This is a genomic window from Candidatus Edwardsbacteria bacterium (assembly GCA_031082425.1).
Taxonomy (GTDB): Bacteria; Edwardsbacteria; AC1; order AC1; family EtOH8; genus UBA2226.
Map to the genome: position 1 here is coordinate 41924 of JAVHLB010000010.1, position 16385 is coordinate 58308.

The following is a 16385-nucleotide window of genomic DNA, read 5'->3' on the forward strand; positions in this document are numbered from 1 at the left end:
TCCATTAAATATTGTGTTTTGGTTTTGGTGTAAATATTTCGCTCATCGCAACCGAGAGGCCCACCAGAAACCAGATTATGGTGATGACCTCCGAATCGCCGAAATTCCACTCTGCCAGGCCGTTGGTCAGAAATCCGATGACCGCCGCCAGCAGGGCCAGGGCCAGCAATTTATGTTCCGGCGGTGATTTCGCTATGGTGCCGATCATCTGTCCCATCACCATCCACCATAAAAAGAGGAACGACAGCAGTCCCGCCAGCCCCATGGTGGCCGCGATGTGGATGAAATTATTATGCAGATGGCCCAGCCTTCGATTGTTCCCGTGCTGCCTGATGTCCTCCGGCGAACGCTTGGCCTGGTACAACTCGCCCAGATCGATCAAACCGGTGCCCAGCACCGGCCTTTCTTTTATCAGCTGCCACCCTATCCTCCAGATGGTCAGCCTGGCCTCCCAGGTGTTGTCCTTTTTGTAGGTCATAAACCTGTCCGAGACGGGATTGAAAACGAACAGGCCTGCGCCCAGGGTTGCGGCCGCCAGCAGGGCGATGATCAGATAGCGTTTTTGGAAAAGCAGAATGGATACTATCCCGGCCACCCAGCCCAGCCAGGCGCTGACCGTCTTGGTCAGGACCAGGCTGATAAAAGTTATGGCGTACAAAGCGGGGAATAGATATCGTTTGAAGCCCGGCTGGTTCAAATAAAAGGCCGCCAGCGGCAAGAACAATATTCCGGCCATCATGAATATTCCCCCGGAGGTCATGGCCATCCCCTGAACGGCCAGCAGCCTGGACTGTAGTCCGGCCAGATTCATGATCAGGCCGAATATGCCGGTCAATGCCGTCATCACTGCCAGCAATTGAACCAGCTCAAATATTCTCTTGATGCCGCCAGTGTTGAAAGCCACCAGATAGACCGCCGAAAGCAGAAAGAATTTCTTCAGACTGATAAAACTCTCCGCCGGTTTAAGGGAAAAGGCCGAGACCAAAAGCGATAGCAAAAAGAACCCCAGAAAGGGGATATCCAGTTCCGTCCGGTATCCCAGCCATCTCTTGGTGGCGATCGATCTGGCCAGGAACGCCAGCCACCCGATTCCCAGCGATATCTGGCAAAAAGCTATGGAGACCGGCATGGAGCCGACAAACCCCACTAGCGATGCCTGTGTTATCCGGTCCAGCACCAGGACAGTCTTATCATTCATGCTCACCGTCTTTCTGGCGGGATTCGAGTTGGCTCAACCATTCTCCCACCATCCTCTCCCAACTGAGATATTTCAGGGCATAGTCCCTGCCGTTAAGCCCCATTTGCTTTGAGGTTTCTCTATCCCCGGCCAGATCGGCTATCGCTGCGGCCAGGGCCTCGGGATCCTCGGGGGGAACCACCACCCCTCCCTTTGAGTCATGGACCAGCCTGGCTCCCTCGCCCCGGCCGCAGAAGATGACCGGCTTGCCGCAGCTCATAATGGGAAACATTTTGGACGGCCGGGCCCCCCGGAAAAGCTCCAGGTCCTTCAAGCAGACCAACCCGGCCAGGGAGATGGAGAGATACTTATTGATCATCTCGGGAGGCACCGGGTCAAGGAACCTGACGTTATCCAGGCTTCGTTCTTGGGCCATCTGCTGCAATTTTTTTCGTTCCGACCCGCTGCCCACCATCAGCAGGGTGATCTGCCGATGGGAGTCCCTTATTATTTGGAACGCCTCCAGCACCGAGCCCAGGCCCTGGGCAAATCCCAGGGTGCCGGAATATAGAATGATATCTTTCCCAGCCAGCCCCAGATCTGCCGCCAGCGGCATGTCAAACGGTGAAGGGCGAAACATCTCGGTATCCACCCCGTTGGGAAGATACAATATTTTCCGGGCCGGAAGTCCTTTGCTATCGATCAGCCGGTCCCGGATGCCCTGGGTCACGGCAATGACATATTTGGCCCGGTTATATATCGCCCTTTCGGTCATATATAGCATTCGGGCCACAAGACCGTTCCCCATCAGACCCAGCTCGATTATGGAATCGGGCCACAGGTCGGCGATGTTGAAGATGAACGGCACCCGGCGAAAGCGGGAATAGGCCATGGCCGTCCAGCCCAGGAACAGGGGCGGAGACTCCACCCAGACAAAGTCGGGTCTTCCCGCTTTCATCATCCCCCAGAAGGACGACAGGGTAAAAGAAAGATAATTGAATATCCGCTTCAACCCCGCCCCGATCGCCGGATATATCCAGGTCCGGTGGATCTTTATCCCCTGAGATACTTCCCAGAAATACATCCGGCTCTTGTATCCCGGAAAATACCGCCCCAGCGGATGGTTGGGTATGGCCGTTACCACCTCCACCTGATGACCCCTGGCCGCCAGCTCCCTGGCCATGGCCTGCAGACGGACCTGCGGCGCCCCCACCTCCGGCGGGTAATATTGGGTCAGTATCAAAAATTTCATGTTCGCCGATGCCCGTCCTCAAGGTTTAATTTCCGGTCGCTGCCGTTCAGGGATGGTATCCGTTTATTCAACCGTCAATGCTTTCCGATATGCTGGTAAAAAGCGCTTAGTTTTAGGCCCTCGGCCGGCCAGTTGTATTTGTTTTTCACGGCCTCCCTTCCGTTGGCCCCCATTTCCCTGGCCCGGTCGGGATCTGCCAGGATATATTCGATGGCCCGGGCCAGCCCGGCGGGGTCCAGCGGATCGACGCATAACCCGCATTTGTTTCCCTCCACAATGCTCCTCCACAGGGGAAAATCGGAGGCGATCAGCGGCAGGCCGGCCGACATGTATTCGAATATCTTGTTGGGCTGGGCATCGATATGATTGGGCAGCGGGTGAAAGGTGACCACCCCGGCCGAGGAGCGGGACATGATCCTGGAGGTCTCCTCCCGGGAGCACCACCCCAGGTAATTCACCTTTTCCCATCCCCCGACCCCCTCCAGCTGCTGCCGGTATTCCGGGGGATCGAACTCTCCGGCCAGGTTCAGCCGGATGTCCCGGTTTACCAGCCCCAGGGCAGTCACCAGTTCGGTATTGCCCCGGATCTGAGAGATGCCCCCGATGTAGCATATCTCATCATTGGCAGCATAGGGGCCGTCAGCGATGCCGCTGGGGTAATTGTTGACGTTTACGACATTCTGGTTTATCCGGGCGAACCGGTAGTTGATCTGGGGGGTGGCGGTGACGATCCCGGACATTCTGGCGGCCGCCCGGTCCTCAAATGATTCGATAAGCCGGCTAAGAATTTTACGCAGCGGTTTGGCTATCCAGTACCGGCCGTAAAGGGCCCGGGGCATATCCTCATGCACGTCGTAGATCACCCTCCGTCCCCGGTGCCTCATCAGCCAGGCGAACGGCAGGAACTCGATGTCGTGGAAGTGGTAGATGTCGGCCCCCTGGGCCATCGCCGTCCGGTAGGCGGCCAGGTTGGCGATCAGGAAACGCTTGATCCTCGGCAGGTCGACATCGGACAGACCGATGATCTCAACGCCATTGGCCTTTTGGCTCACGGCCTTCCATACTATGAAGATCACCCGGTGGCCCTGGGCCGCCAGCCAGCTGCATTCCTTTTCAAAGATCCGCACGTCGGTGGGCTTATGAACGGTGGTTATGTGGCAGATCACCATCAGCCGGCCCTTCCGGCTTCCAGCAGTTCGGCATAAATGCCGGCAAATATCCCCCGGCTGACACCAACGGTGGCTTTCCGGCCGATGATCTCCCGGTTGATATTGGCCGCGGCCACCGGATCGATCGACAGGGCCTGATCGATCACGCCGCTCTCCCCATCGCTGACCACCTTGCCGTTGACCCCGTCGCTGATCCATTCCCGGTTGGCCGGCAGGTCCGAGACCACCGGAAGGCAGCCGCAGGCCATGGCCTCCAGCAGGCTCACCGAGGTGGCGTCGCTCCGGGGAAGGGATATGAATATCCTGGCCCGGTTGTAATAAGCGGCGTTTTCCCTGGACCCCAAAAGCCCCACAAAATCAACCCTGTCTTGCAGATCTAAATCCTGCACCTGCTGCTTGAGATTTCCGGTCTCCGGCCCCTGCCCGGCGATCACCAGGCGCCAATCCTCTTTGGCAGTGTTCATAAATTCAGCGAAATGTTCGATCACCTTATCGATCCGATACAATTTACCATGCATGCGGTTTGAATATATGAGGTTCTCCTTTGGTGTCCCCCGGTTAGGCTCAACCCCTATCCCCAGGTTGGCGATGACTATCTTCAGCCGTTTACTCCCGGCCAGGACCTCCATGGCCTGGGCCATATGCAGCGAATCGGAGGTGCAGATATCCGCCCGGCAGATATTGTACCTTACCATCTGCCGGTAGAATAGCCCCTGTTCGGGGGTCGACAGGATATCGCTTCCCAACGCCGTCAGAACTTTGGGGACCTTATATCGTCCGAGGGCCAGGATAGCGGAGGTGGCGGTAGTGTTGGCCTGCATGATATGCACTATATCCGGCCGGTATTTTTTATAGACCTGGCGAATGGCACCTACCGTCTTCAGAAAGGACAAGGGATTCCTGACCGAAAAATCGGCCGTCACTGTTTCCGTCGCACAGGATCCGCCCGCTCCCCAGGGTCCGTTGGTGACAACCACCACCGTTTCGAACTGGTCCCGGACCATCCGGCAGAATCGCCACAGATGGCAGGAGTCGGCGCCAACCAGCAGCAGGCTCTTCATTGGCGCAACGCTCCATCAGAATGTTCCCGGATCTGATGATAGCTCAGTCCGCAGAGCGCTGCATATAGAGCTAAGAACCTTGCATCGGTCAGCGGGTTGTTGGAAAAAGCCGCCAGCAGGATGATGACCGAGAACAAAATCAGCATTTTGGGGTATGGCAGGCTCCGGTAACGCCAACCGTGAATGACCGGGATCAGCACCTGGCCCAGGTACATGACCAGTCCAATCAGTCCGTAGCGCCAGGCCATCAGAAAATATTCGCTCTCGGAGTACAGATGGTTCTGGTAAAAGTAATCCTTGTTGGGCCCGTAGCCTATCCAGGGGGACCGCCTTATCATTTCGGCCAGGTGCTCCCATATCTCCAGGCGTTTCATCAAGGACAGGTTCCCCGCCAGGTCTGTGTTCCATAGATTGGAAATATAGCTGATATTGAACAACGCCACCGCTCCCAGCATCATCCCGCCTGAGGTCAGCACGATCGCCGCGCTTTTCAGGGAAAATCTCTGCAGCTGCCAATTGACCAGCAACATGGCCAGCAACGCCAGGGCTGCCGTCTTGGATCCGGTCAGCATCACCATCGTCACCGAGACCAGAAAAAAAAGATAAACCCACAGGTTTTTTTTGGCCGACAGGAAATAAGCCGCGAAGAATGACCAGAGGATGGCATTGTTGTTGGGATTGCCCATCACCCCCAGCAGCCTTTTAGGGGCCGAGCGTCCCAGACTGTCCAGTCCGAACCCGGCCAGCCGGGCGCTGTCGGCATAAAATGGCATCACCCATTTATTGAAATTGAACAGGTTGAGGTAATTCAAAACATTGAAGACCAGCAGCAGCCCGAATATCGGCACAGCCAGTTTTTCCCATCCATTTGGGGCCTGGTCCTTTAACAGCAGGCAGACGAAGACGATAATAACAGCATACTTGAAGAGTTTATAATATTCAAAATAATCCCTCAGGACAAAAAAACGGCCGTTGCCCAGCATGCAGGCCAAAATCCATACCGCAAAGAGGCTGATATAGAATAAATAGGCCGCCAATCCCTTGGAAAGCGGCAGAGGACGTTTGATGTTGAATATCAACACCAGGGTCATCAGATACACCGCCAGGTCCTCGGACCTCAGCAAAGGAACACCTCCGCCCAGGCTGATGTTTGGCAGGAGAAACAGGCCCCCGACAAAAAAAGCCGCTATGGCGTTATAGGCCCTTTTCATGGCCGCTGAGCGGACATCAGATGCCGGAAGCCCCGGCCTGGGCCAGCTTTTCCCTCAGCTGTTTCAGGGTCAGGTCCCCGGTCATCTGGAAGGCGCTCAGGTCGAGGCCCAGGATGGTTTCCAGCTCCAGCTGCAGATTGATGACATTCATCGAATCCCACCCGGGTATATCGTAAAGCTTCAGCCCGTCGGTCAGCTGTTCGTCCTTCAGCTCGGGGAAAACGTTCCTCAGGGCAGTTCTGATCTTCTCCATCTTAACCTCCTATAATTTAATTAAGGCGGCCCCCCAGGAAAGGCCCCCGCCAAAGGCCACCAGCAGCACCAGATCCCCGGGGCCGGCCGACCCGCTGGCCACCACCTCGCTCAGGGCTATCATCACTGAAGCCCCGGCAGTATTGCCGTAATTGTAAAGATTGACATAGAATTTGGAGCGGGGGATGCCCGAATTCGCCGCTATGGCGTCGATGATGCTGATATTGGCCTGATGGGGCACCACGGCCTTCAACTGCGATCTTTCGACCCGGTATTTGGCCAATATCTCGTCGATGATCTCGCTGCCCCGGGCCACCGCAAAATCGTACACCTCCCGCCCTTTCATGGTGAAGTACCAGTCCCGGGGGTTGCTTATCTTGGGCCCCGGCAGCATGGTCCCCCCGCCGGGGACCTGGATGATATCGTGCCCCCGGCCGTCGGTCTTGATTATCGAGCCGATGATGCCGGGCGAGACGGGCTCCGCACCCAGCAGGACCGCCGCGGCCCCGTCGCCGAAGTAGGGAAAGGTGGCGAAATCGCTGGGATTGAGTATTTTCGAGTAAAGCTCGGAGGCGATGACCAGGATGTTGTCGTATTGGCCGGACCTTATCAGGCAGTCGGCGAAATGCAAAGCATATATCCCTCCGCTGCAGACGCTGTTGACATCGACCGCGAATGCCTGGTTGGCATCCAGCAGGGCCTGAACCCTGGCAGCGGTGGCGGGCTGGATCCGGTCCGGGGAGGAGGTGGCCAGAATTATCCCCTGCACTTTGCCGGGATCGAGGCCGGCCTTGGCCAAACACTCCCGGGCGGCCAAATAGGCCAGGTCGGAGGTGCACTGCTCCGGGGCCGCGTAATGCCTGGCCTTTATTCCTGTCTTCTGCTCGATCAGGGGGATGGCGTTGGGCGGAAACTGCTTCAGGTCGGAATTTCTTACCTCCGCTCCGGGGATGTGGTGGCCGGTGGATATTATCCTGCTATGCATCATCCTTCCCTTCTGCCCATTGGCTATACAGGGGCTCCAGCTCCGGGTATTTCCTCAGGAAAGCCTGGTCGGTCTTCCTGGTGTCGCCGATGACCTTGGCGGGGTTGCCTCCGATGATGGCAAAATCCGGGAACTCCCCCCGGACGTAGCTGTGGGCGGCCACGATCGAGCCCTTCCCAATGCGGGTGTTCGGCATCAGTATCGAATGCGGCCCGATAAAACTGTACTTTCCCACGGTGACCGGCCCGGTGATGTACCCTTTGAGCTGATGGTGCTGGCTGTATTTCTCCCCGTAAAGCCTGATGGAGATATGGCTGGAATGGGTGAATATCCCCACCCAGCCTCCTATCTGGCAGCCCTCTTTGATGGTCAGGCCGTGGGAGGCATCCAGGATGGAATAATGGAAAACGAACACGTTGTCCTCCAGCACCAGCCCCCGCGGGGAAACGATCACCGCGGTATTGCTGACCCGGGTGTTCCGCAGCACTTTCCGGTCAGGCCCCCGCTTCATCCTCACCATCTGGGGCTGATACAGCCGGCTGATCTCCGAGATCACCCGGGCCTTTACCCGGCCGATTATGTTACCCATAGGCCTCCGATCTCTTTCCGGATATTTTATAGAGCCACACCAGGGCCCCGCTTAGATAGGCCAGCTGGGTGGCCGAAAGCATGTACAGCCCGGCCTGGATGCTGTGGGCCACCACCGCTCCGTATAAAACAGACAGCACCAACAGCAGGTTGCCGAACAGCCCCAGATACAGCACCTCCTTCTGCTTGTTCACTATGATCGGGATCTGGGACAGGGGCGACACGATAAAGTTCAGGAACAGCCAGGGGGATAATATCCGGGCGTACTCCCCGGCCGCCTGCCAACGCCCGCCGAAAACCATCGAGAACAGCGCCGGAGAAAAGATATATATCAGGATAAACACCGGCAGGGCCGCCAGGACCAGCCCGGCGATGGTCCTCCCCACCAGTTTTTGCAGGTCCTGACCGCTGTTATAGGTTTCCGCCGCCTTCTGCAGAAAGACCTGCGACAGCGAAGCCCCCATCAGGGTAAGCGGGGCCCGCAGGATCCTGACCGTCAGGGTGTACAGCCCCAGGGTGACGCTGCCGAAATAAAAAGTGATCAGAAAATTTGTGCCGGAGAGCTGCAGCATATCCATGAAAGCGTGCAGCGAATTGATCAGGGGGAAATCTTTGTATCTCCTGGCGTTGGATTTTATTTTTTCCCAGCTGATGGCGCCGGGGATGCGGTTTTTATCCCTCCATGTCTGGTATCCCAATATCCCGGTGGCCACGCTTTGCCCCAGGACCCCGCCTCCGATCAGTCCTCCGACCCCCCACCCCCCCAGGCCCATTCCGATATTGGCCAGGGAGGATGATCCGTATTGGAGCACCCGGGAGGCCGAGAGCCTTTTGTACTGTTTGTTGCGGTTCGACCAGTAATTGAATATCTGATAGGCCCCGGTCAGCATTATGGAACAGGGGACCAGATACAGCCAGGGAGCCAGCTTCAGGTCCCCCAGAGCCAGGGCGATCCTGTTTTTGGCCAACACCACGGCCAGCAGGGAAAGCCCGCTTACGGCGATGGTGATCAGGCCCGACAGGGCCATGATGTTGAGGGCGTCATCATCCCCGGCCGGAAGCATGATGGCCATCTCGTAACGGCCGGTGGCGATAATGCTGAACAGGGAGACCACGGACATGTACAGGGCAAACATCCCGAATTCCGACGGCGAATAGATCCTGGTCAGTATCGGAGAGATGCCCAGCTGGATGGCTTGGGCGATTATGGTCCCGGTCATCAGGGTGGCTACGTTGACGGCGAACTTTCCCCGGGCGTAGTTTTTGATATTGATATTATCGCTGAAAAAATAACCCATTCCGTTATCAAAACCTCAGGTTCAGCAAGATCGGTCCCTGACCGCCCCTTTGATGAATACCGCCAGCAGTCCCAGCATCAGACCCAGAGCCAGAGACATCAATATGTTGGAAAGGACTTTCGGCCTTATGGGGTCCGTCCCGGCCACCGGCTTTTCAATGATCCGGTAACCGGTGATGTTTGCCAGGCTGTTGCGAAGATTATTGATCTTCACCTTGAGATCGTTGATCGAGGTCTCCAGCTCGGCCGGGTTGAAGTTGGGGTTCTGCCGGAAACTGCCGGATCTCTGCAGGCCGTCCCTGATCAGCAGGGCCTTCTGCAGATTCTCTTCGGTGTCCCTGATGCTTTGGTCCAGGGACTTCCGTTCTTCCTCGATCTTCAGTTTGATGAACTGGTTGTCATTTAAATAGGCGACGGCCCCCAGCAAGGCCTTCTCAGCCGGCTGCCCCGGCTGGCTGGTCTGCACTATCAACCTGAAGATATTCTCCGATCCCCTTATCTCCTCGCACCTTATCCCCTCGATGATCGCAGCTTCGCCTAGGGGGAACGTCAGCCCCGGCGGGCCCGATTTGATGCGGCCCCATAGCTGGTTTATCATGGCCTTGGTCTCGGGGATGTTGACCAGAGAGACCGTGGTGGGCTTCGATTTAAGGGGGCTGGTCCCGCCCACATTCACCAGGACGAACAGGGTTCCTTTGGATTCGGAGGAGATGGCCGTCAGTTTGCCGCTTTCCGGGACGGCCGCCAAAACTTCGGCCTGGTATATTTTGGGGGAGGCTAATGAGACCAGCAGCCCCGCCAGGGCGGCCAGGATCATGGCCGATCCGATGATCATCCAGCCCCGGAATACCTGTTGCCACAGGTCCTTTAGCTCCCGGTCGTTCGGGTTTTCCATGGCGCCCTCCGTTATAGGTTTATCAATAGGCATTCCGGGGGAAGATCACCTGCAGCACGGTCCGGATCAGTATCTTGATGTCCAGGAACAGCGACCAGTTCTCGATGTAGTAGATGTCGCACTTGGTGCGCTCCACGATCGAGGTATCCCCCCTCCAGCCGTTGACCTGGGCCCAGCCGGTGACGCCGGATTTCATCTTGTGCCGGGAGGCATAGCGCGGGATCTGGGCCTTGAATTTCTCCACGAAGAACGGCCGTTCCGGCCGAGGCCCCACCAGGCTCATATCCCCCATGATGACATTGAAGATCTGGGGCAGCTCGTCCAGGCTGTATTTGCGCAGAAAGGCGCCCAGCCGGGTCCGGCGGTCGTCGTTGGGCTTGGCCCACACCGGCCCGGTCCGGTCCTCGGCCCCCAGCCGCATGGAGCGGAATTTCAGCATGTTAAAAGTCTCCCCGTCATATCCCACCCGCTCCTGGGCGTAGAATACCGGCCCCGGGGAGGTAAGCTTGATCAGCCCGGCCAGCAGCAGGTACAGCGGCGAAAGGACCACCAATCCCAGGGTGGCAGCGGCCAGATCGAAGATCCTCTTATTGATCAGGTCCCATTCCGTCAGCGGGATCTCCCGCAGGCCGATCACCGGTATGTTGCCCAGCTGGGAGATGCTGGTGTCCCGGCCGATCATATCCATCAGGTCGGGCACGAATTTTACCTCCACCGGCCGGTGTTCCGCGGAGTTGACTATCTCGTTGAGGTCGGACTGCATGTCATGCGGCAGGACGATGAACAGGGCATCCAGCCGGTATTCGTCTATCAGCCGGGATATTTCGCTGTATTTTTTGACCGCCAGTTTCTTGACCGAGGTCTCGCCCAAGGCCGGTTCGTCGGCTCCGTTGGCCGAGATCAGGCATTCTATCCCGTAGCCGTACTCGGGATTGAATTTCAGCTGTTCGATGATCTTAAGGGCGATGTCCCCGCTGCCGATGATGGCGGTCCTTTTCAGCCCGACGCCATGTTTGGCCACGATCCGCCTGAAAATGCTTACCGCCATGATCCGCTGGGCCGAGAGCAGGAAGAAGGACAACACCGTCGCCATGGCCAGCACCAGCCGGGACCAGACCACCTCCCGGTAGAAAAAGGAAAAGGCCATGATGGCCACGATCCCCACAAAAGTGCCCTTGGCCACCCGGTAGATCTCCTCGTCGGGGGCGAACCGGCTGCGGTTCTCATAAAGCCCCAGCAGCCAGAAGATGCTGACCCATAAAAAGGCCACCACCAGGGATCCGACGAAATACGGCCGGAAAGGCGGACGGCCCAGAGGAATGGGAAACAGATGGGAATCGAACCGCACCCAGAAGGAAAGGATGAAGGCCAGTGCGATGACCAATACATCGGCGGTCATGATCATCCCGGAATATGTCAGTTGCCATCTGCGGTTCATGTTCAATTACCCCGTTGATCTGTTGTTGCTTAGGATTTTCGCACCAAATACCAGTCGATCAGCCCCCTAAAGACCCCGGCAAACTGGGCCAGCCCCCGCCCCAGCAATATAAGCGGCGCAAGAGATCCCACCACCGGATCCTTTGCCAAAGCCTTCATAGTGAAAGGCAGTGATATCATCAAAAATGCCAAGGCGGCCACAAGGGAAACGTACCAGAAAAGCCGGTTGAATAAACCCATGCTCAAAAGCAAGATCACCATCGGAGCCAGCATCAGCTGTAGCTTCATGACCTGCGGGGTGTGTGAATCGGAGACCAGCTTGTTGGGATTCTTCCTGACCGCCAGCATCCGCCAGTAGGCAAATTTATATTTTTTCCTGAAATAGGCCCCCAGGGTTTCCGGATGGAGGTGATAAACCAAAGCCTGCGGTGCGAAGATCATCCTATGGCCGGCATTGTGCATCCGGTATGAGAGTTCGACATCCTCGGCACAGGCTACTTTAAAACTGGTATCATATCCCCCGAATTGCAGGAAAATATCGCGACGAAAGGCCGCCGAATAAGTATCGATAAAATCGATATTTTGTCTTTTCTTTAAAAGCTGGTACTTGTCCTCATATTCCAGCTGAACGAACCTGGCGGCGATCTGATGCTGTTTGGTGCGGTAGGCCCCCTTGACCGCGGTTACATTCGGGTCGGCCTCCAAAGGGCCGATCATCTTTTCCAGCCAGTCCGGCTGGGGAACGCAGTCGGAATCGGTGAACACGACCACCGGGGCCTCGGCCTGGGTGACGCCGTTGTTCCTGGCTGCCGCCGGGCCGGCATTCCCCTGCCTGATCAGCCTGATGCCGGGGTATTTGCCAACTATCCCGGAGGTCCCATCGGTGGAGCCGTCGTCCACCACCAGGATCTGGTAATCGGAACGGCCGATGGTCTGGCTGGCCAAGGCCTCCAGACATTGCCCGATGGTCCTTTCAGCATTATAGGCCGGAATGATCACCGAGGCCCTCACTATTTGCCCCCCCCGTATGTGCCCCTAAATATATGCCTGCCCAGGGTCAGCCCCCCTTTGGCCAGACGCTTGAACTCCCGGGGATCGGTCAGGCCGTCCAGCAATTTGCGGAGGATATACGACGGCCGGATGTAAAATTCTTTTCGGGCCCGGTCGCAGAACTCCACCAGCTCGGTATTGGAAAGCCCCGGCCGGCTGACGATGCTGTTGTGCAGGCCGTCCGGCGTCAGCCATTCCCGGAAATCGCTGGTGGTCAGGTAGCCGTTGCTCTTGGCCCACTGGTAGGCCTCGGTCCCCGGGTATACCATTATCGGGAAGAACTGGGCGGTGTCCGGATTGAGCTCCTTGGCGAATTTCAGGGTGGTCTCCAGGGTATCCTTGGTCTCGCCGGGGTTGCCCACCATAAAACAGCCGTGCAGTTTGATGCCGGCCTTTTTGGCATCCCGGAAGAACTGCCGGACCCGCTCCACCTTCATGGATTTTTTCATCTGATCCAACACCGCCTGGTCGCCGCTCTCCACCCCCACGCAGAACAGCCGGGCTCCGGCTTTTTTAAGCATTTGCATCGTCTCCAGGTCCACATCGCAGCGGGAATTGGCCGACCACTTGATCTTGATGCCGCGCCGGATGATCTCTTCGGCAAACTCCAGGCACCTTTTCTTGTCGAAGGTCAAAGTGTCGTCCTCGAACATCAATTCCTCGACGTCGGGAAAGTTTTCCAGGATGTATTCTATCTCGTCCGCCACGTTGGCGATGGAGCGCAGGCGGGGCTTGCGGCTGCAGAACACCTGGGGGTAGACGCAGTAGACGCACTGGTAGGGGCAGCCCCGGCCGGTGATGATGGTGATTATGGGATACTGGCTGTGGGCGTAAAAATAATCCTTGTAGTCAAGGTGCTTGCGGTAGGCCCGGCTGACGAAGGGCAGGGAATCGACATCGTCCCTCAATTCCCTTTCCCCGGTGCTGATGATCTTCCCGTTTTGCCGCAATACCAGTCCCCTGACACCCTGGGCGGTATGCCCGGAGCCCAATTTTTCCGCCAGCTCGGCCAAAGTATCCTCGTACTCCCGCAAAGCCACGGCATCGATGGCATCATTGATCCCCAGGCTTTCCTCCGGCAGGGCCGAGACGTGCGGGCCGACCAATATAACGAACGAATCGGGGAACAGCTTCTTTATTTTGGCCCCGGTCTCTACATCACTGAAGATGCTGGGGGTGCTGGTATCGATGGCCACCAGGCTTGGGCAGAATTCCCTTATTATCGGCTCCAACTGGTCCCACTCCATGCCCGAGGCCGGGCAATCCAGCAGTTTGACCTGGTGGCCCTTCTGGTCCAGCACCTCGGCGGCAAAGGCCAGCCACATGGGGTAATAGAAGGTGCCGCTCTTGGTGACGGCCGGGCTGCGCTGCTCCCGGGAGAATTTGGCCAGAAACGGGGGATTTAATAGCAAGATGTTCATTTGATTTCTAATTTGGTTTGTTGGTTTTATAATCTAATTTCGCAAAAAGCCCCTCAATACTTCCTTTGAACCAGGCACGCAAGGTTTCCCAAGGTTTCTCAGCATTAATTGATTGATATATTTTATATGGCGTAAATAATAAAAAGTGCGACAAAATGCCATAGGCAACATATATTTTATTGAAATTCTTCCTTAATACAATTATCCTGCTTCTCGCTCTATTATAAAAGGCAAACGGTGTCAACCTGATGCCTTCCACTTTATGCCAAGCAACGGCACTTGGGACATATTGTAAATTGTACCCGGATTTTACTGCCCGTAAACAGAAATCTACATCTTCTTCATAAAAGAATATATCTTCATCCAATAGTCCTATTTTGTCGAATACTACGGTTTTTATTAACATAATACACCCGGTTAAAAAAGTAGCGGACACAAAATTAGTTTTATATACCTTTGGTTTTTTATTTTTTTCAGGGACCACATTCCCACCGGTGTAATAATTAAAGTACCCGCCACCCTGCCAGACAATTTCCTTTTTATGGTTATAGAATATTCTCGGGCCAGCAATACCACACTTGTTGTTCAAATCACAAGCATCTACCATTTTTTTTATGCAGTCACGGTCTAAAACTGTATCATTATTCAACAAAAGGATATAATCCGGATTGCTTTTTAGAGCTTTTTTCACTCCGAGGTTAACACCCTTACTAAACCCCTCGTTTACTTCATTGAAAAATAATTCTATTAATTGATCCTTTGAATATTTTTCTGCCAACATCTTGCCTGAACCATCGGTTGATCCATTATCAACAATAACTATTTTATTAACTGGATGAACATTTTTTAGAAGCGAATCTATGCATTCTATTGTATCACTCAAATTATTCCAATTTAAAATGACAACTGAAATATATTTGCTTTTTTCTTTCCTGTCCATATTTATATACTTTTCAACACTGATTCAAACAACGCAACCGACTTATCCCACGTAAATATCTTAATGTCTTCTATGGCATTTTGGGCCAATGTGATTCTCTTTTCTTTATCTTTTAGCAAGCTAATAATATTTTGAGCAACCTGATAAGTAGTATCTTCATGACAGATAATTGCGTTTTTATCGTTTAGTGCATATGAATTGATGCCACCATGATCTGTCGACACTAGAGCACAACCACAAGCCATGGCTTCAGCTCCCGGCAATCCCCAACCTTCAAATTGTGAAGGTGTTATAAAAATTGCTGTTTGATTATATAAAGTCCTTAATTTTGCATCGGTTGGTCTTTTAAAATATTTTATCCAGTTAGGCATCTTTATTCTTGAATTCCCGCCATATGACCAGACAAATATTGGGTTTGGAAACTTATTTTTAACAATATCTATTGCGTCGATAGCCATAATCGTTCTTTTAAATAATTCCGGTCGTGTAGGAAAACCTATCCATACTCTTTCAGGTGCATCAATTTCTATTTCTTTATAAAATATTGAAAAATCTAATCCAACGGGAATATATGCAACCTCTTTTATTCCCCAGCTCTGTAACAATTCCTTGATAACTAATGATATACATATATATTTTTCGTTTAGCGGATAGGAAGATTTAATTCGTTTTTTCAAGGTATCATCAGCAGACCTATAATATTCATAGTCCATAAATAATATTACTTTTTTGATCTGCTCGAAAGGAAATTTATTAATATATTCCACAGTCTTCCACGCCGTAGATATAATAACATCTGCTTGTGGAAACCAAGAAGGATTGAGAGATGGCACCCAGAGAAACCTTACATTGGGATCGAGATTAAACCATTTGCTCGGTAAATATGTTTTTGTAAGCCAACGATAAATATAATATAAATATCTAACTAAACGTTCCCCCATCGACGCATTAATATCGCTTATAGCTGGACATATTACAGTAACATTATGTCCATTTTTTATCAATCTATTAGCATACTCAAAAACAACCTTAAAACCACCAATTGGTTTATGGCTACTTCCGGGCAGCAAAAAGATTATCCGCATCGTGTATATTTCACCCTTTGTTTTGAACTATTCTTTATTTTCGATTGACTAATAAATTCAATCTTTATAAGTCATAATTGATGTAATCGGGTATTCTCTAATTAATTTTCCGTTTCCTTTAAGTCCAAACCACATAAATTTCAGAATTAACCTAGCTCGTTTTGTTTTTTTCCGTAATATCCTTAGTAAAAAAGAAACAAATAATGAAGAATAAGTAACTATAATTCTATTTCGCACATATTTATTCGTAAATATAATTCTGTTTCTCAAAGTCAACAGGTCAGCCAAGGCACTTCTATACATCGCTTTTTTATTTCCCCCAGAGCTAACCCCGGATTTATGATAGACGACAGCTTCAGGTATGTATGATATTGAGAATCCGTTCCTTCTTGCACGCATTGAAAAATCCACATCTTCATAATAACAAAAGTATGATTCATCAAACAAACCAATATCTTCAATTACTTTTTTGCTAATCCATAACGCACAGCCGCTTGCAAAAGCTATGTTTTTGCTTTTCTCGTATTGCTTCCGGTCTATTTCACCCTCCCCATTATTCCAGGCC

General features: G+C 53.5%; 16 protein-coding genes. All 16 read right to left on the reverse strand.

Annotated features, from left to right (window positions below):
- Positions 1–4: 4 nt before the first annotated feature.
- A complete protein-coding gene (locus RDU76_10000; GenBank protein MDQ7799255.1) occupies positions 5–1198 on the reverse strand; it encodes an O-antigen ligase family protein in 1194 nt (397 codons plus the stop codon).
- A complete protein-coding gene (locus RDU76_10005) occupies positions 1191–2429 on the reverse strand; it encodes a glycosyltransferase family 4 protein (protein MDQ7799256.1) in 1239 nt (412 codons plus the stop codon). Before RDU76_10005 ends, RDU76_10000 begins: the two co-directional genes overlap by 8 nt.
- 74 nt (positions 2430–2503) lie before the next feature.
- On the reverse strand, positions 2504–3598 hold the full coding sequence (locus tag RDU76_10010) for a glycosyltransferase family 4 protein (protein MDQ7799257.1): 1095 nt from the start codon (positions 3596–3598) through the stop codon (positions 2504–2506).
- Complete coding sequence (locus RDU76_10015; protein ID MDQ7799258.1) at positions 3598–4659, reverse strand: glycosyltransferase; 1062 nt, start codon at positions 4657–4659, stop codon at positions 3598–3600. The genes RDU76_10010 and RDU76_10015 overlap by 1 nt, the downstream gene beginning before the upstream one ends.
- On the reverse strand, positions 4656–5870 hold the full coding sequence (locus RDU76_10020) for an O-antigen ligase family protein (GenBank protein ID MDQ7799259.1): 1215 nt from the start codon (positions 5868–5870) through the stop codon (positions 4656–4658). Before RDU76_10020 ends, RDU76_10015 begins: the two co-directional genes overlap by 4 nt.
- 16 nt (positions 5871–5886) lie before the next feature.
- The gene (locus RDU76_10025; protein ID MDQ7799260.1) at positions 5887–6123 is read right to left on the reverse strand and encodes a hypothetical protein; all 237 of its coding nucleotides are present in this window, start codon (positions 6121–6123) and stop codon (positions 5887–5889) included.
- 9 nt (positions 6124–6132) lie between these two features.
- Entirely contained in the window at positions 6133–7110 is a 978-nt protein-coding gene (locus tag RDU76_10030; GenBank protein ID MDQ7799261.1) for a beta-ketoacyl-ACP synthase III, read from the reverse strand.
- Positions 7100–7696 carry an acyltransferase gene (locus RDU76_10035; GenBank protein MDQ7799262.1) on the reverse strand — a complete coding sequence of 199 codons (597 nt, stop codon included), beginning with the start codon at positions 7694–7696 and terminating at the stop codon, positions 7100–7102. Before RDU76_10035 ends, RDU76_10030 begins: the two co-directional genes overlap by 11 nt.
- Positions 7689–8993, reverse strand: a complete 1305-nt coding sequence (locus RDU76_10040) for a lipopolysaccharide biosynthesis protein (GenBank protein MDQ7799263.1) — start codon at positions 8991–8993, stop codon at positions 7689–7691. The genes RDU76_10035 and RDU76_10040 overlap by 8 nt, the downstream gene beginning before the upstream one ends.
- A gap of 21 nt (positions 8994–9014) precedes the next feature.
- On the reverse strand, positions 9015–9887 hold the full coding sequence (locus tag RDU76_10045; GenBank protein MDQ7799264.1) for a Wzz/FepE/Etk N-terminal domain-containing protein: 873 nt from the start codon (positions 9885–9887) through the stop codon (positions 9015–9017).
- 22 nt (positions 9888–9909) lie between these two features.
- Complete coding sequence (locus RDU76_10050) at positions 9910–11325, reverse strand: undecaprenyl-phosphate glucose phosphotransferase (protein ID MDQ7799265.1); 1416 nt, start codon at positions 11323–11325, stop codon at positions 9910–9912.
- Between the two features lie 29 nt (positions 11326–11354).
- Positions 11355–12335 (reverse strand): glycosyltransferase, encoded by a 981-nt coding sequence (locus RDU76_10055; GenBank protein MDQ7799266.1) that lies wholly within the window; start codon positions 12333–12335, stop codon positions 11355–11357.
- Positions 12335–13795, reverse strand: a complete 1461-nt coding sequence (locus tag RDU76_10060; GenBank protein MDQ7799267.1) for a radical SAM protein — start codon at positions 13793–13795, stop codon at positions 12335–12337. The genes RDU76_10055 and RDU76_10060 overlap by 1 nt, the downstream gene beginning before the upstream one ends.
- 7 nt (positions 13796–13802) lie before the next feature.
- Positions 13803–14735, reverse strand: coding sequence for a glycosyltransferase family 2 protein (locus RDU76_10065; protein ID MDQ7799268.1), 933 nt, complete (start codon positions 14733–14735; stop codon positions 13803–13805).
- Between the two features lie 2 nt (positions 14736–14737).
- Complete coding sequence (locus RDU76_10070) at positions 14738–15805, reverse strand: glycosyltransferase family 4 protein (protein MDQ7799269.1); 1068 nt, start codon at positions 15803–15805, stop codon at positions 14738–14740.
- Between the two features lie 72 nt (positions 15806–15877).
- The coding region (locus tag RDU76_10075) for a glycosyltransferase family 2 protein (GenBank protein ID MDQ7799270.1) at positions 15878–16385 on the reverse strand (508 nt) is incomplete at its 5' end.

Coding starts and splice junctions, on each gene's coding strand:
- RDU76_10005 (MDQ7799256.1), bottom strand. CDS start 2,429: ATGAAATTTTTGATACTGACCCAATATTACCCGCCGGAGGTGGGGGCG.
- RDU76_10040 (MDQ7799263.1), bottom strand. CDS start 8,993: ATGGGTTATTTTTTCAGCGATAATATCAATATCAAAAACTACGCCCGG.
- RDU76_10025 (MDQ7799260.1), bottom strand. CDS start 6,123: ATGGAGAAGATCAGAACTGCCCTGAGGAACGTTTTCCCCGAGCTGAAG.
- RDU76_10050 (MDQ7799265.1), bottom strand. CDS start 11,325: ATGAACCGCAGATGGCAACTGACATATTCCGGGATGATCATGACCGCC.
- RDU76_10000 (MDQ7799255.1), bottom strand. CDS start 1,198: ATGAATGATAAGACTGTCCTGGTGCTGGACCGGATAACACAGGCATCG.
- RDU76_10010 (MDQ7799257.1), bottom strand. CDS start 3,598: ATGGTGATCTGCCACATAACCACCGTTCATAAGCCCACCGACGTGCGG.
- RDU76_10030 (MDQ7799261.1), bottom strand. CDS start 7,110: ATGATGCATAGCAGGATAATATCCACCGGCCACCACATCCCCGGAGCG.
- RDU76_10060 (MDQ7799267.1), bottom strand. CDS start 13,795: ATGAACATCTTGCTATTAAATCCCCCGTTTCTGGCCAAATTCTCCCGG.
- RDU76_10035 (MDQ7799262.1), bottom strand. CDS start 7,696: ATGGGTAACATAATCGGCCGGGTAAAGGCCCGGGTGATCTCGGAGATC.
- RDU76_10065 (MDQ7799268.1), bottom strand. CDS start 14,735: ATGGACAGGAAAGAAAAAAGCAAATATATTTCAGTTGTCATTTTAAAT.
- RDU76_10015 (MDQ7799258.1), bottom strand. CDS start 4,659: ATGAAGAGCCTGCTGCTGGTTGGCGCCGACTCCTGCCATCTGTGGCGA.
- RDU76_10045 (MDQ7799264.1), bottom strand. CDS start 9,887: ATGGAAAACCCGAACGACCGGGAGCTAAAGGACCTGTGGCAACAGGTA.
- RDU76_10020 (MDQ7799259.1), bottom strand. CDS start 5,870: ATGAAAAGGGCCTATAACGCCATAGCGGCTTTTTTTGTCGGGGGCCTG.